This window comes from Streptomyces olivochromogenes (assembly GCF_021538895.1).
GTDB classification, from domain to species: domain Bacteria; phylum Actinomycetota; class Actinomycetes; order Streptomycetales; family Streptomycetaceae; genus Streptomyces; species Streptomyces olivochromogenes_A.
Map to the genome: position 1 here is coordinate 1 of NZ_JADDRL010000168.1, position 15,418 is coordinate 15,418.

Consider the following 15,418-nt stretch of genomic DNA (forward strand, 5'->3'; position numbering starts at 1 on the left):
GTGGCCAACGCGCGTAGCGGACTGTGGTGAGTCTGGAGTCGCTGGGAGAGGTCCTGGAGCGATGCGTGGAATTGGCTCCGTCCCAGTCGGTGACCCGACTGGGACGGATTGGCTGCCCTGGGCCCTTTGGGCTTTGGGAATAGCGTTGAAGGAGGAAAGGTCCGGCGAGCTACTCACCCGGCCGGCACGGTCGGCAGATCCCGGGCGGGTCTTCGTAGACTCCGCACCCGGCTTCATCCTCGATTACCACTCGGATGTTGTCGAAGACGAACCGTGCTTGCTTTGGTCGGTACTTGCCCTTTTCGCCGCGCACATGCCCCAGGGTGATCTCGTGGATCTGCCGGAGCTTGGCATCGACCTCCCGCGTCAGCGCGCGCACGTGTTCGAGTTCCTCGTCATTGAGCTGAACCGAGTTCTGGGCGGCCATTCTCAAGTCCTCCGAAGAGATTGATTGCGTTTCCGTCGGTGCGGGTCGTTCCACCCGGTTGCGACTTGACTTCCAGGCTCGGGCCGCTGGTTACTGATGTCCAGCTGAGCTGCTCCGAACGACTTGCTCTCTGAACACCAACCGCCCCGCATCGAACGTCAGCAGCTCGCCGGGCCCAAATCGTCGACAGTGCGACGTCCACGTCATCCATGCCCTGTCAACCGGAGACCGCATCCCCGCACATGGCGCAGGCCTGTCCGGCCTGGCAAGTTCCCCCGTCCCGAGCAGCGCTCCGAGGTCAGTGCTCCCACAGGTCCGGGCCGCCGCCTCGCCACTCGATCCAGTCCACTGTGGCCACGTCCTCCGGCTCAACGTCGTCCTGGCCGGCGCGGCGGAGGAACTCCGAGATGTCCAGCAGTGTGTATGCCATGCCCACGAACTGTTCGCCGACGCGGACACGGCGGCCTCCGTCTTCGGCAGGCGGGTACACGATCACGTCGGGCATGAGTTCACCCTCGCTCGCCCGCCATCACGGCGCATGCTCGGCTACTCTCCGGCCGGATCCTGCTGGGAGTGGCGGACGGCTTTCTTCGTCGCCTGCTCCGGCTGGTGCCGGATCTGAGGGGTCTTCTCGGCGGCTGGGTGATCGCGGCCTTGCCCCATCGGGGCTGCCTCGTCGGAGGTGCGGCTACCCCAATGGGAGCACGGCGTGGGAGCTTCGTCGGCGTTTTTCGCTCTTGCTACCCCCAGCGGCCGGCACACCGGGCTGCTGGGGGTGCTGTCTGGCGATACGTCAACGGGCGGTTGCGAGCCCGCGTCGGAGGCGGCGATGGCGGTGCCGTGGCTGGTTCATCGCAGGTGGGGTCAGTCGAAGTCGAAGGTGGCGACGACGGGGGCGTGGTCGGACTCGGGGTACTTGACGTCCGTGGCGAAGGCGAGGGACTCGTCGTGGAGGACTTCGTTGTGGATCTCTGAACCGCGGTAGTGCGTGAGCAGGTTGCGGGTGACGAGCATGTGGTCGAGCATCTGGCCGCGGCCGTGGTGGAAGAGGGTGTAGCGGGCCTCGTTGGGGATGGTGTGCTCGATGGGGACCAGGACGCGGGTGGCGAGGTCGCCGTTGCCGGTGTCCTCGACGTTGCCGCAGATCGCCAGGACCGGGACTTCCTCGGGCTCGGCGTTGAAGTCGCCGGCGACGATGATGCGCGCGTCCGGGTCCTCGCCGAGGATCTGGTCGACGAGGCGTCTGACTTCCAGGGCCTGGCTCATCCGCTTCATGGATGACAGGAAGCTGCCTTCGGCCCAGGCATCCGCGGTGCGCCAGATGCCCTTTTGGGAGTCGAGTACCTGGCCGGGGATCTCGGTGGGGATCTTGGACTTGAGGTGCACGGTGATGATGTGCAGCAGGCGGCCGGGTTCGGCGTGGTCGATGTCGATCTGTGCGTGCAGGATGGGCCGTTCGATGCCGATCGGGATCGGCTTCGTGTCGGGGGGTGTGGCGGTGAGCCGTTGGTAGTGGGGCTCGGCGACCAGGTCGTTCTTGAGCTGCTGGTGCTTGATGACCGGCAGGTGGGTGGCGACGACCAGGTTGCGCATGTCGAAGACTGCGTCGTCCTCGGGTTTGGTGCTGACCAGGGCGGCCCCGTCGAGGTTGGTCCCGGCGAGTAGCTCCTTCAGCGCCAGCAGCGCGCGGGGCTGGCCGGGGCGCTCTTGACCGTGGACTTCCTGGAAGCAGGCGATATCGGCGCGCAGTCGGCTGATCTGTGGCTTCATCAGCTTGACGCGTTCGGCGAGTGATGGATGCGCGGTTGGCGCGGTCTCGTCGAGGTTTTCCAGGTTGAACGTGGCAATCCGGATCTGTGTCACAGGTGCCCCCAGGGCTCGCCATGGACTCTATACACAGAGTAACGAAGTTGGTCACGTATCGTGAGGGAAGCGGCTCGGCGTTTCGCCCGCGCTGTCGTCAAAAGCCACCCAGCCTTGCCCGTTGAAGCTGGCGCGTCTTTCCTGGCGTCCGGGTCGATGGCCGGCCACGAAGACGATCAAGATGCTGGCGGGGCTTCTCGCCGCGGTCCTCTTGCCGGCTTGCCCGGCCATCCGCGCCGATGACGACAAGAGCGTCGACAGCGGGGCGAACGCCGCGAACAACGGACCTTCAGCGCGACAGCCGTGTGCTTCCAGGAGCTGGCAGTCGTGCCCGTCGGCAGCCCGTGGACAGGAGGCACGTCCAACGCGTGCATGAACGGCAACGTCCTGGACCACCCCTGACCACACGCACACCGCGCCCGCCGGCTTGTTCTGGCGGGCGCACCGGCGGAGGTCGTCCGCTGCGGGCGACGGGGTGGGCTGCCCCGACCGGTTTGGGGATGTGTGTGGTTCGTGTCCTGGACGGTGGTCAGTGGCTGTTGCTCACTTTCGGGTGACGGCGCGAAGCGCGGCACGGTGGTGCGCCCGTGGCGGACGGGTGCCGGCGGCCAGCCGCTGGGCGGTGGTCGGGGCTGATGAAACGTCAAGCCCGCCCATGCTGCTGGTAGATGGGTGTTACATCCAAGAGTCACGCGAATATGGGCAAGTCGTAACAGGCGCCGCGTACCGTGCACATCGCCTTCACTGGGACTGCACTGTGTGAGTGCGCGGCCGGCCGGCCGCCGATTCGCACCACGCACCTGGGGTGGCCTGCGGCTTTCATGTCGCGGGGTGCTGGGGGGTGTGTGCACGAAGGGGGACCTCGTGTCCGTTTCCGTTTCTGCTTCCGTCCGTCGTCTGTCCGCCGCCGCTGCCGTGGCGGCCGCTGTGGTGGGGGCGGTGGCGCTGCCGGCCGCAGCGGCCGACCACCACCCGGGACGTGACGATCGCGCCCGGGTCGTCATCGGTGACGTGCAGTACGACTCTCCGGGCCGGGACGACCGCTCCAAGCGTTCGCTGAACAAGGAATGGGTGGACCTCACCAACACGACCCGCCGGGCGGTGAACCTGGACGGCTGGACCCTGTCGGACGAGGCGGGTCACACCTACACCTTCTGGCACTTCCGTCTGGAGGGCCGTTCCACCGTCCGCGTCCACACGGGCGAGGGCCGTGACAGTCGTACGGACGTGTACCAGGGCCGGCGCAACTACGTGTGGAACAACGACCGCGACACCGCGACCCTGCGCAACGACCGGGGCCGGTTCGTCGACGACGAGTCCTGGGGCTACCACGACCGTGACCGCGGCGGCGACCGGCACGGCGGTGGCGACCGCCACGGCGGCTTCCGCCGCTGACGAGACTGCGGGTGCCGTCGGCTGGTGATACCGGCCCGGCCCCCTCGGCACCCGCACCGGTGGTGCGCTCCTGCTCTGTCCGTGGGGGCGTACCACCGCTCACCGTGTCGGTGCCGCCTTCTCGCTTGCGGCCCGCCGCCCTTTGCTCAGGGGGCCCGGTGATGTGTGCTCAGTGGGCGAGGGTGACGATCTGACCGCAGCACGCGCTCGCCCGATCATCCGGATCCGCGATCGACGTGGGTTGAGGGCCCTGTCAGTCGGCTGGCGGTTGTTCTTGTACGGCGGGGGTTGCGAGTTGTTCTTGGAGGCGTGCGTGTCGGAACTCGTATGCGGCGCCGGTTTGTCGGAGGACTCCCCGTTGGTGGGCTTCTTCGAGGAAGGCCATGAGGCGCCAGGGGAGTCGTCCGGCAGCGCACAGCCACAGCCGGGTGGTGAGGAACCAGCCCCAGGCGCTGAGGAGGACGGCGAAGGGGCTGACGAGTAGCCAGGTCTGGATAGTGACTGAAAGGTGTTCCCAGGTGGCCGGAAGCCACATAGTGGGGAGCGTGAGGAGGAGCGCGACGAGGATTGCTGACGTCAACAGGGTGATGCCTCGTGTGATGACGGTGGCTCGGTCGGTGCGCAGGCTGGCAAGGGGGCTGACGGCTCGTGCGGTGTCGGCTGGGGAGACGAGCCAGGCGTGGAGGCCTGCGGCCAGGCCGCTGACCAGGCCGAGTGTGATGCCGATCGTCAGGCTTAGTCCCAGGGTGTGGCCGAAGATGGCCATCGGGGGCAGCGTGGTCAGCCATGTGGCCTCGCCGTCGGGCAGTGGGCTGAACACGTCGATGGGGTCGGCGTAGGTATATGTGGCGTATGTGCTGTTCGGGAGCCGGACCTCAAGAGAGTCCTGGATGGTTTGCCTGCCCCATGGATCAAAGAACCTCATCAGGCGCACATGAAAGTGGAACTCGACGCGGCTATGGAAGGGCGTGCATGGTCCATAGTCCAGACAATACTGGCGGGCGTCGTCGGCGGATTCGGTGAGGAACGCATGGCGGTACTCGTCAGCCACACCGTCGACCAATGCGGGTGTGCGCAGGTAGCGGTCGCCGTTGGGGCGTAGGCCGTGGAGCCATCCGTCCGGGGTGATCACGTAGCGGGTGCCGTCCGCCAGGCGGTGAAGCGTGCCCTGGGGGAGGGCTTGGCTCAGGCCAGCGCGCAGGCTCAGCGCCGCGGTGTCGGCGATGGCGAAGGCGGCTCCCAGGACCAGCCCGGATACCAGGCCGGCCCGGAGCCCTCGCAGCAGTGGGCGCCCAAAGCGCTGGCGCACGGCATGCCTGGAGGGCCGTGGGGACGCAGCCCCGATGGCGCGGGACTTGTCGCGCAGTCCCAGGAAGACCAGACCGCCGGTCAGGACCGCGACCAGGCCGCAGTACAAGGCACGGGAAATGGTGAAGGGCGAGGAGACCGTGAGGAAGGCTGCCATGGCCAGGTAGGTGATGCCTGCGGCGAGCAGCACGATCACGGAGTTTGTGAGAAGGCGGTGTCTTCCGAAGGGGGCGGAAGAGGGGCGTGGTTCGCCGACGACTCCCATGACGGCAAGTGCGGTCACGGTGGCCAGCCCGAATGCGGCGGCAAGCGCGGCCGGGCCGAGCCGTCCCATGGCCGGGTCCGATTGGGGCAGGGAGGAGAACCAGGCGAGGCCGGGGCTGGTTGTGCAGCCGACCAGCACCCCCACCGGCAGCGCGGCCATGGCGACGAGCTTGGCCTGGTGCCCGAGTTGCCGACGGTCTTGGTCGGCTGTTGCGGCTGTGCTGGAGTGGCTGCGGGAGAGGATCACGTATCCCAGGCACACACCGCCCACGAAGCCACCGGTTGCGACCGTCGTGGGAGAGGGCAGCCCGAGGCTGACCGCGACAGCCATACACCCGAGCAGCAGGATGGGTCCCAGTCTGCGCAGGGGCCAGGGCAGTTCGCGGCGCAGCTGCCACCAGGCCAGGCTCCGGGTGGTCCGGTGCTGCAGGCAGTTGGCGAGATAGGCGAGCCAGCGGTGGGCTCGTTCGGCGTGAGGGCTGTCGGCGAAGGCCGCCGGCACGTACGCCTCCAGCAGGTGGTGTTCCAGCACGGCCGGGTCGGCAAACCGGTCCTGCAGCAGTTCGGCCGGGTCCTTGCCGGTGTCGCTGTAGACGGCCCGGGCCATGGCCACCATCAACGGCGTGCTCAGCGCCTGACGCAGGGCCTGGGACACCGGCGTGTGGGGATGTGCACGCAGGTGTGCGAGGACCGGGTCCCAGAGGGTGGCCCGCTGCCCGCCCGCCCCCCGCACCGGCCGCGCGGTCCGTGCGAGATAGGAGCCTGCCACCTCGAATGTCAGCGGCCGCAGCTCGACGACAGCCGCCGACGTCAGCACGTCCCCGGTCTCCACCGCCTTCGTGTACGCCGCCGTGCGACAGGTCAGCAACACCCCTTGCCCAGGGTCCAGTTCGGCGTTCAGTTGGCGCAGGGCCGCTCCCCACGACGACTCGGGCAGCTCGTCCAGGCCGTCGAGAACGGGCAGCACCAGGCCGGCCGCCAGCAGCTTGCTGGTCCAGGCAGCTCCGGGATAGGTGGCGCGAAGGTGGACGGCCATCCAGTCCCGCAGGCGCTCCCGCTCGGGCTGCCATCCGGCCAGAGGGAAAACCACGGGCACGGGGTCGCCCGACGCGCGGTCCACGAGCCGCTCCAAGGTGAAACGGACGGCAAGAACCGACTTTCCGCTGCCCGGTTCACCCAGCACCACCAGCCGCTGCGAGGGCACCGATGCCAAGGCGGACGACATGCCCTCAGGACCCTCGCCCTGCTCCACGGGCGCGCCGCCGTTGTCAGGAGCATCGGCGAGCCACGCCTCGGCCATCGACCACTGCACCTGGAACGGATGCGGATCCTGCAGCCGACGCAGCCGCCACTCCGCCTGCCACTGCTCCTGCACCGCCGCCGCAAGCCGCCCGGCCAGCTGCTCCAGCCGCTCGTGCGATGAGGCTTCATCAATCGATTCCTCGGCGGCCGAGGTGTCGTGCCAGAGCTTGACAGCCAGTGTGATGACCGACACTCCCAGGCTGAGGACCCCCGTCAGGACGGGTGTCTTGCTCAGCTGGCCCGTGAGTAACGCGACAAGCAGCACGCCGCCCATGACCACGGCCGCCGCCAGCCAAATACCATGTCGCCACCACCGCATTGCACGGAGGATAGAACCGTGATCACACTCTGTGGGTGAAGCGCGCCGCGATGTGGCTCGGCGACGGCCCGAGGGTTTCGCTCGGTGAGTGCAGCCGCAGACTGCCTCTCGTGGCATCACGCAGCAGGCCAAGAGCCTGTCGCTACCAACAGTCGCAGCGTCCCGTTCAGGCTCTGGACGGCGTGGCCGACGGACAGGTCGAGCGTGTCCTTGAACTGCAGGGCGATCACACGCTGAACGAGCTGTCCGGGCACGACTTCAACAACTACCCCCTGTGGATCGCTTTCCTCATCCCCGCAGGTCAGCGCTGCGGCAGGCCGCGCTCTCCATCCATTCGTTGCTGGTCATGGCTTCCCCCTCAACATCCGCAACGACCCTACGCCGCCCGCTGTGTAGAGCGCTCGCCAGCACCAGGCCTCACGGCGTCCCACGGCCCGCGCGAAGACCCGGGCGCCGCAGCACCTGGCCCGTCGGCCGTCAAAGCGGCATGCCGATGGCGGGTGGCTCTCGAACAGGTGTGATGTGCCGGGACGTCAGCTATGGAGTCCTACGGGCGGGTAGCATCCGGCGAAACACACCAGGCACCAAGGAGCGTGAGGGCCGTGGCCGACGAGGCTGCCACCATCCAGGACAAGTACGCGGGCCGTTTTGCCAGCGAGCTTGAGGCTAACCGCGGTGAGCAGGAGAGCCTCCGTGTGCGTCTGGAGCAGTTGCAGGCGGAGGAGGAGGTGCTGCTCAGGTTGCAGAGCGCTCTGGCGGCTGTGACTGCCGGCCCGGGCTCCGCCGTCAGTGGTGCGGCAGAGGCTGCCGTGACCGAGCCGCAGGACCTCACCCACGCACCAGAGGAAGCGGCCGTGCCGCAGCCGCGGCACCAGGAAACGAGCAGCCCAGGGGCCTCGGCCAAAAAGTCCACCGTCAAGCGGACCGCCCCGGCCAGGAAGGCTGCCAAGAAGACCACGGCCAAGGACCCGGCGGACAAGTCGGCAGCGGACAAGGCCGCCGAGCCTTCGCTGGGCGATCTCCTCAAGCAGATCCTGGACAGGCACCCGGGCCAACCGCGCACGGCTGCCGAGGTCACCAGCGAGTTGGAGAAGGAGTACCCCGAGCGCGCCCGGAACACCACCATCGTGCGCAACACCCTTGAGCGGCTCGTCGCGAAGAGCGCTGTCGAGCGCACCAAGCAGAAGAGCACCGTCCTGTACACGAGTCAGGGAGCTGCCGCCGCGGACAGCACAACCGCCGGGTCGTCCTCAGCGGCCAGCCAGGAAGACGAGAGGGCTCTGGCGCAGGCGTAGCCCGTCACCGTCGGACTGTGGTTCCCAGGCTCATCTCTCTCCTTCTCAGCGGGCGCACCGCACAACGATGCCGGCGACGAGGCGGCCGGCGCGGCACTCCGGCATCGGCTGGCTGCGCGGCGCGCCTGGTCGGGCAGCAGCACCACGGCCCGGATGCCTCACTGGTGGACTCCGGAGACGTGGTCGCGGATCTCGGTGGCGTGTCGGGCGGCCTTGGTGATGTTCCCGTTGTCCCTGGCCGTGCAGAGCTGGTGCCAGTTGGCGGTGCAGATCCCGCAGCCCGGCGCGGGCACGCAGTCCAGCAGCCATGCGTGGAGCCCTGCGGGCAGTTGGTTGGGGCGCGCCTGGGTGGTCTTGTGGTTCGTGGACACGGATACTCCCCGGCTGTGATCACTGGATGCTTCCCAGGCTGTTCCTGCCGGGCGTGCCGGGTCCATGAACGTGTGCGGACTTGCGCGGCAGCCCTAGGGGAGGGCGTCGATGGCTGCGGTGATCAAGGTTCGGGCCTGTGCGCCGTACACGGCGATGGCGGACAGTTCGGAGAACGCCTTCACGTACTCGGTGATCTCGCCGGGCTGCGTGACGGTCAGGTGCGCGGAGACGAGTTCCACGTTCACCTGGGCGTCGTCGTAGATCGTGAACGACTCCACCGGCCAGCCCCCGCCCCGCGGCGTGCCCAGGGGGATGACGCCCAGGCTGACCGAGGGCAGCGAGGCGACCGAGATGAGATGACCGAGCGCCGCGGCCATAGTGTCGCTGTCGCCGATGACCGTCCGCAGGACCCACTCCTCGACCAGCATCGCGAACCGGTGATCCCCGGAGTGCAGGATGCGCTGGCGGTCCATGCGGACGGCCACAGCCTCGTCAATACCGTCGCTCACCTCCCGCAGGTGCGCGACGGTGCCGAGGACGGCGCGGGTGTACGCCTCGGACTGGAGCAGGCCGGGGATCACCCAGGACTGGTAGACGCGGAAGCGGCGGGTGCGCTCGAACAGCGGTGCCACCGACTCCTGGACCCGCTTGAGCCCGGCCCGCTCCATCCGGCGCCACTGCACATACATGCCCTCCACAGCCCGCGCGGTCGCGATGAGGTCGGCGCTCTGGTCGGGGGCGCCGCAGTGCAGCGTGTAGGCGCGGATACCGGCGTCGGAGGGAAGCGTGCGCCCGTGCTCGATACGGCTGCACTTGGATTCATGCCAGCCCTCCAGCCCGGCCAGCGCCCGCGCCGTCAGACCCGCCTCCTTGCGCAGCTCGCGCAGACGCCGGCCCAGCGCCCGCCGGGCCTCGGCCACGCTGGACGGTGAGCTGCTCACCGCAGGCGGTACTCCGTGTGGTCGACGGCCAGAGCCCAGACGGCTTCGAACGCATCAGCGCACAGCTTCACCACGGACGGCTCATTGGTGAACTCCTCATCGTCCGGCGCCAGTTCCCCGTCACCGGCGAAGTGGTGGAAGAGGACGGACGCGCCGTCGAAGAGCCAGAAGTCGTTGCCCGGGAGGGCCAGCCTGGACGCCCGGCGGCGCGGCAGCCACCGCACCTGCTCACCCGCGGCCACGTTGGGGGCGGTCAGATGGTGCTCGAACCGGATGTAGTCGCTCACCGGCTCCGACACGATCCGGGCACGCCGCACCTCCACCCCCCTGTCCACCAGCTCCGCAACCAGCCGCAACCAGGGCCGCCGGCCAGGGTCGCTGTCGGCCGGATCGTCGCGGACGCCGCTCTGCCACGCGACGAAGCGCGGGTCGGACCGCATATACCCGTCGCGCATCTCCACATGCACGGCAGACAGAGTGCAGCCCCTCAGTCTGTCCTCAAGACTCGGCCCCGCCGCCACCGTTCACCTCCGGGAAGAACTGCATCATCCGCTTCGGGATCTCCACCACATCCTCGTGCCCGGGCAGATCCAGCTGCGAACGCCGCTCGGCGTCGACCACCCTCCAGCCTTGCACCAGATACGTGTCCCTCTCGTCATCCAGATACACGGTGGGTGACTTGCCGTCGGGACTCTCAGGGTCCTGGCCGAGCTTGATGAGCGCCATCACTGCCTCCCCATGTCGTCGGACCTGCCACGTCCGATCGTGCGCCCCACACGGTGTCGCAGCCAGGAACTTGCGCGAACTTGCACCACATCCCTAACAAGATCCTCTGCGGCGAGCACGACGCGGCCTGAAAGGGGACCCATCCAGATGGCTACCCTCGCGCTGCCGGATGTGGTGCTCTTCCTGGACTCCTCGCCCGTGACCGCCGTCAACGCGCGCTCGGCATGTGTTGACGGGACATCCAGAACGGGTGGTCTGGATGTCCCGGCGGTTGGCGGGGTCAGCCGATTCCGGTGACCTGCAGGGCTGTGGTCCAGTTGGTTTTGATGGCGTTGCGGGCGGAGGACAGGGTGATGGTGCCGTTGCAGACGGCGTTCTTCAGTTTGGTTTCTACTCCGTCTTTGGAGTGGGCGGTGGGGGAGCCGGTGTAGGGCTCGGGCCACAGGTTGCCGGGGGTGCGGGGTGCGCCGCCGAGTTCGAGGGGGACGAGGTGGTCTTCTTCGTAGTCGGCCATGTTGGTGTCGGTGTAGCCGTAGTCGATGATGCCCTGGGCCTTGAGGGGGTTGGTGTAGGAGGTCGGGGGGCGGACGGTGGCGGTCCAGCCGGAGACGCAGATGGTGCTGTGGATGTTGGACTGGGTGACGTCGGGGTTGTAGGCGCCGGGCGTGCAGGAGGAGTCGGGCAGCGGCAGGTAGGCGTGGGAGCAGGTCGATGCCTGGGCGGTGCCGGCCGAGGCGGCGATCAGTCCGGCGGCCGCGAGGGCCAGGGCGCAGGTGGTGGCGGTGAAGCGACGCATGTGGGTTTCTCCCGCAGGGTCGGCCCGGGCGGTGGGGTGCCGGGCGGCTGACGGCATGACACCACCACCTGGTCTATGCGAGTAGAACCCGTGGAGTGAACAAGAAGCGACCTGCCCAACCCTTACCCCGGCCTGACCAAGCCTTTCCCAAGTTCCATGTTTCGTCACAGAGTTGGGTGCATCGGCCCGGTGACCTACTGGGCCCTAGGGACAGATGCTGAGGGCGCTCAGAATGCGCACGAACGTCTCGAGGGCGGCGTGGTGAGGCAGGACGGCGGCTTCGAGGATGAGGCGACGGCACTGGTGCTCAGCAGCCAACGGCTCGCGACCGGGACGGCAGCCTAGCGGGTACTGTTGAGGAATCATCATGCGGGATGAGCTCTGTGCCGGAGCTGGCGGTCTCGGTCTGCGGGCAGCAATCCCCGGCCGCCGGCCAGGCGACGGGTGCCGTCGGGCCCGAGAGGAGCGCTGGGACCCGGTGGAACCGGGCCGGTACTGCCGCCGGAGCCTGCAGAGGTCTCCCAGGGAAGTAGTCGGCGTGACCGGCCCCCCTTGACCACACGCTCTGGCCTGCGGGTTTTCCGTAGCGGGGCCGTCGGTGGGGACAAGTTGTAGAGCAAGTTGTAGAGCAACTTGTACGGCAAGTTGTGGGGCAAGCCCGTTCGGGAGGTGGGGTCAACTCGCCCCGGTTCCCTGGGGTCTGCCGAGGCCGTTCAAGAGACGGGCGCCGACTAGAGCGTCGTCTCTGCGGGTTCATGGCGCTGTGGTGTCTGGCCCGTTCGCTCGCCGTAGATCGGACAGGTTGACCCGTTTCAGGACCGGCCGGAGCACTGCACGCTCTTGGTGGTGGTCGTGCCATCGTTTCTCAAGCTCTTTGTCCTCCAGTTCTATGTAGCTGACTCCGGCACCGGAGTCGGGCAGTATTCGGAAGGCGTCTACGCCACCGTTGGCGGCGATGAAATCCTCTGCCAGCTCGAGGAATGTTGGGGCCGCATGGTCGATGTGCAGCTCGGTCGCGGACGGGATCGGCGTTCCTGTGACGGAGCAGACCAGTGACTGTCCGGAGCTGAGCGCCGCGTTCCGTGCGATTGCCACCTGATCAGCGACCGCGTGCCGCAGGGCGGCGAGCACCTGGGTGCGCTGGCTGAACGGTGTCAGGCAGGCGTTCCACGAGAAGTCAGCCACTTCGCCGTCGAGCCGTACGAGGCCGATACCGACACTTCTGCGGCCGTGGTCGGTGTGAGCGATGACGCGGAAGTGGGCCACGCCGGCCCCGCGTTTGAGGTCGTAGTCGGGGTGGCGTTCGAGGAGGTCGCGGCAGAAGGCATCGTCGTCAGGGTCGGTGACGTCACCGCCTATGCCGTAGCGCTTGACGATGCCGCGGCAGACGTTGCGGACGGCTTCCTTGGTGGGGTAGCGGGTCGCACCGATGGTGATGCCTCTGGGCACGGGTATCTCCGTTCGGCGCAGGTAATCAGGAACGCGTATGGCGAGGCCGAAGACACCGTACTTCCGGTCACCTCTTCGAAAGTCCAAACCCCTGTTCCCAGTGCCCTGACAAGGTGTCAGTGCCAGCTGCCATGCTGCTCACCAGCCCGAAGCCAATCCGGCCGTGACCAACTGGCAGACGGAGCGAACAGCAGACGTGCGGAAAGGGACGACGGGGTGGCAGTGAAGGCGACCGAGGAACAGGCGGCAGCACGAGACAGCTTCGCCGCCGGCCATGACCTTGCCTTGGTGGCAGGTGCCGGTACGGGAAAGACATCGACGCTGGTGATGATGGGCGCCGCAACCGGCCGCCGTGGCATGTACATCGCCTTCAACAGGCCCATCGCGCAGGAGGCCAAGACCCGCTTCGGCGGCAACGTGCACTGCAGCACCTCCCACGGACTGGCCTACCGCGCGCTCGGGAGCCGCTTCAGGGCCCGTTTGGATGCCTCACAGCACATGCCCCTGTGGCGCACCGCGCAGCTGCTCGGTATCGACCGCGACCTCGCTGTCGGCGGTCGCCGGCTCAAGGCGACGACGCTGGCTTACCTGGTGATGGAGATGGTCAAGCATTTCTGCTATTCCACCGATGAACAGGTCGCAGCGCGTCATCTGGGCACGGTCAACGGTCTCGACGACTACGGCCAGCAGTATGTTGCGCGTCTCCTGTTGCCCAGGGCCCGGTGGGCATGGGACGACATCTGCTCACCGAAGGGCACACTGCCTTTCAAGCACGACCACTACCTCAAGATGTGGGCGCTGACCCGACCCCGGCTGCGCGCCGATTACATCCTGTTGGACGAGGCGCAGGACACGAACCCGGTCCTCGAGGAGATCTTCCTCGCACAGGACGTCCAGCGCGTCTGTGTTGGCGACCCCTCTCAGCAGATCTACGAATGGCGTCACGCCAAGGACATCATGAGCGGGTTCCCCGGCATGCGGATGGAGCTCACCCAGTCCTTCCGCTTCGGGCCGGCCATCGCAGAGGTAGCCAACCACTGGCTGCGCGCGGCCACTTCGACGATGCAGCTCACCGGCCATGCCGCTGAACCGTCTAAGCTGGCCGAGGTGGAGGTCCCCGACGCGGTGCTGTGCCGGGGTAACGCCGACGCTCTCGCCGAGGTCCTGCGCTTCCTGGACCAGGGCGTGCCCGTCGCCCTGGTCGGTGGCGGGAAACCCCTGCTGAACATCGCGAAGGCAGCGATTGACCTGCAGGCTGGCCGCCGCACTTCACACCACGACCTCGCGCTCTTCTCCTCCTGGGGCGAGGTGCAGGAGTACGCCGAGCAGGACTCCGCCGCAGCCGACCTCAAAGCCATCGTGGAACTTGTGGACACTTACGGCCCCCAGCAGATCATCCGCACAGTCCAACGTATGAGCGACGAAGCCCAGGCCCGCGTTGTCGTGTCCACCGTGCACAAGGCCAAGGGACGCGAGTGGAACCGAGTACGGATCGGAGCAGGCTTCACTCCATCCGACGACGACTCCCCCCGCAACGTGCACCCAGCCGCCGCACGCCTCATCTACGTCGCCGTCACCCGGGCCCGCACCCAACTCGACATCACCGGCATCAAACGGCTACAGGCCCACTCCACCGCCGCGACAGCGGCCGCCACACCCGACGGCATCGCGCTGGCCCGGCTGCCGCTGACCGGACAGCTGAAGTACCCGCGCTCCCCGATGTCCACCTTCCTGGCCCGACACCTTCCCCACCCCGAACGCGTCATCGCCTCCTACCTCCAGCACATCCGCGGTCTACCGCATCCCGTCCAGCCACTGAACGAACGCCGCCCCGACTACGCCGCCCTCGGCCACACCATCGACTACCGGCTGCGCCTGAGCCTCGGCTCCGACCCAGGGCCCGCCGCGATCGCCGGCGTCGAACTGATCGGCAGCGACCTGCCCATTGACGGAGCACCTGCCCCCGCGGTGCGCGCCAACCTCCACATGATCGGAACCAGCGTTCTGGGCCGCCTCCACGCCCACCTGGCAGACGCTTCCCGGCGGCTCGACGACGACGAACTGACCAGGCTGTGCTTCGTCACCGGCTTCTTCGAAGCCATCTTCCGAAACGGCATCTTCTCTCGCAAGCGCAACCTCCTCGCCCAGGTCGACGAGCACACCACCGTCAAGGGCGTGACCAGCGCCGTGCCGAGCTACGTCCTCGACGACATCGACGAGCAGATGAAACTCGCAGAAGAGCCCTTCACTCCCCTGCGGGGTCTGCCTGCCCAGCAGCGCGTATGCGGGCCGATCTTCGCAGGAAGCGCCGACGTGAAGGCCGACGCCGACTTCATCACAGGCGGCTTCCTCATCGACTGCAAAGCCCTCACTCGGCCCCACCGCGTCGGACGGGACGAGGTACAGCAGCTCGCCGGGTACCTTCTCCTCGACTACGACGACCGTTACGACATCCGTGAGGTCGGCTTCTACCTCGCCCGTCAAGGCGCCCTGATCCGCTGGACGGTCCCTGAGTTCCTTACCGCGCTCGGTGCCCGCACCTCGCTCCCGCAGTTGCGTGCGGCACTACGCGGGCACCTGCGAGGTAATCGTCCCGCGTCGCGGGCCACGAGGGGTCAGGTGGGTTCTGGCGCGGCCCAGTTGTTGGGCGACGAGTTTCATTGACCTGAGCAGTGGCTTTTGGTGGAAGCGGCTTACGACTCCTCAGCGCTGCCAAGGGAGCGTGTTCTTCCTTGCTCTTCTGTCTTTGGTGATTCCGAGGTACATGGCTATTTTGCTGATGATGCCTCCGCTGGGTGCGGGTGCGGGTGTGGGTTCTGGCAATGGAGGCTTTGTTGCCGTAGGGCCCGGCGTTCGAGACGTATGAAGAAATGACAAGCCGGATATGTCGATGCTGAGGAGTTCCTTCGCTGTGTAGGGGGCGTCTGGGTGGCCGAGGTAGGACCAGGTGTCCACGGCGCA

13 protein-coding genes are annotated in these 15,418 nt (G+C 67.5%); 3 read left to right on the plus strand and 10 right to left on the minus strand.

Features of this window, described 5'->3' with window-relative positions:
* Window positions 1–169: 169 nt before the first annotated feature.
* The 3 genes from IPZ69_RS43380 to IPZ69_RS43390 all read right to left on the minus strand — a co-directional run bounded on the left by IPZ69_RS43380 (window position 170) and on the right by IPZ69_RS43390 (window position 2,290).
* Complete coding sequence (locus IPZ69_RS43380; protein WP_235460405.1) at window positions 170–427, minus strand: hypothetical protein; 258 nt, start codon at window positions 425–427, stop codon at window positions 170–172.
* 298 nt (window positions 428–725) lie between these two features.
* The gene (locus IPZ69_RS43385; protein ID WP_235460406.1) at window positions 726–932 is read right to left on the minus strand and encodes a hypothetical protein; all 207 of its coding nucleotides are present in this window, start codon (window positions 930–932) and stop codon (window positions 726–728) included.
* A 359-nt stretch (window positions 933–1,291) separates the two neighbouring features.
* A complete protein-coding gene (locus IPZ69_RS43390) occupies window positions 1,292–2,290 on the minus strand; it encodes an endonuclease/exonuclease/phosphatase family protein (RefSeq protein ID WP_235460407.1) in 999 nt (332 codons plus the stop codon).
* Window positions 2,291–3,154: 864 nt separating this feature from the next.
* Between IPZ69_RS43390 and IPZ69_RS43395 the strand changes: the two genes are divergently transcribed.
* Window positions 3,155–3,685, plus strand: a complete 531-nt coding sequence (locus tag IPZ69_RS43395; RefSeq protein WP_235460408.1) for a lamin tail domain-containing protein — start codon at window positions 3,155–3,157, stop codon at window positions 3,683–3,685.
* Window positions 3,686–3,938: 253 nt separating this feature from the next.
* On the opposite strand, the gene IPZ69_RS43400 is transcribed toward IPZ69_RS43395, so the two are convergent.
* Window positions 3,939–6,995 carry an NACHT domain-containing protein gene (locus tag IPZ69_RS43400; RefSeq protein ID WP_235460416.1) on the minus strand — a complete coding sequence of 1,019 codons (3,057 nt, stop codon included), beginning with the start codon at window positions 6,993–6,995 and terminating at the stop codon, window positions 3,939–3,941.
* 485 nt (window positions 6,996–7,480) lie between these two features.
* Between IPZ69_RS43400 and IPZ69_RS43405 the strand changes: the two genes are divergently transcribed.
* Complete coding sequence (locus IPZ69_RS43405; protein ID WP_235460409.1) at window positions 7,481–8,173, plus strand: hypothetical protein; 693 nt, start codon at window positions 7,481–7,483, stop codon at window positions 8,171–8,173.
* A gap of 158 nt (window positions 8,174–8,331) precedes the next feature.
* On the opposite strand, the gene IPZ69_RS43410 is transcribed toward IPZ69_RS43405, so the two are convergent.
* From IPZ69_RS43410 to IPZ69_RS43435, 6 genes are all read right to left on the minus strand, one after another.
* Window positions 8,332–8,544: a hypothetical protein gene (locus IPZ69_RS43410; RefSeq protein WP_235460410.1), complete on the minus strand. Its 213-nt coding sequence runs from the start codon at window positions 8,542–8,544 to the stop codon at window positions 8,332–8,334.
* 93 nt (window positions 8,545–8,637) lie between these two features.
* A complete protein-coding gene (locus IPZ69_RS43415) occupies window positions 8,638–9,486 on the minus strand; it encodes a helix-turn-helix domain-containing protein (RefSeq protein ID WP_235460411.1) in 849 nt (282 codons plus the stop codon).
* Window positions 9,483–10,007: a DUF6879 family protein gene (locus IPZ69_RS43420; protein ID WP_374295916.1), complete on the minus strand. Its 525-nt coding sequence runs from the start codon at window positions 10,005–10,007 to the stop codon at window positions 9,483–9,485. Before IPZ69_RS43420 ends, IPZ69_RS43415 begins: the two co-directional genes overlap by 4 nt.
* Window positions 9,985–10,212: a hypothetical protein gene (locus IPZ69_RS43425; protein WP_235460412.1), complete on the minus strand. Its 228-nt coding sequence runs from the start codon at window positions 10,210–10,212 to the stop codon at window positions 9,985–9,987. The genes IPZ69_RS43420 and IPZ69_RS43425 overlap by 23 nt, the downstream gene beginning before the upstream one ends.
* Before the next feature lie 280 nt (window positions 10,213–10,492).
* Window positions 10,493–11,008: a hypothetical protein gene (locus IPZ69_RS43430; protein ID WP_235460413.1), complete on the minus strand. Its 516-nt coding sequence runs from the start codon at window positions 11,006–11,008 to the stop codon at window positions 10,493–10,495.
* Window positions 11,009–11,761: 753 nt separating this feature from the next.
* Window positions 11,762–12,457, minus strand: a complete 696-nt coding sequence (locus IPZ69_RS43435; protein ID WP_235460414.1) for a DCL family protein — start codon at window positions 12,455–12,457, stop codon at window positions 11,762–11,764.
* Between the two features lie 216 nt (window positions 12,458–12,673).
* Here IPZ69_RS43435 and IPZ69_RS43440 point away from each other — a divergent pair, with 216 nt between their 5' ends.
* Window positions 12,674–15,121 (plus strand): UvrD-helicase domain-containing protein, encoded by a 2,448-nt coding sequence (locus IPZ69_RS43440; protein WP_235460415.1) that lies wholly within the window; start codon window positions 12,674–12,676, stop codon window positions 15,119–15,121.
* Window positions 15,122–15,418: the final 297 nt, after the last annotated feature.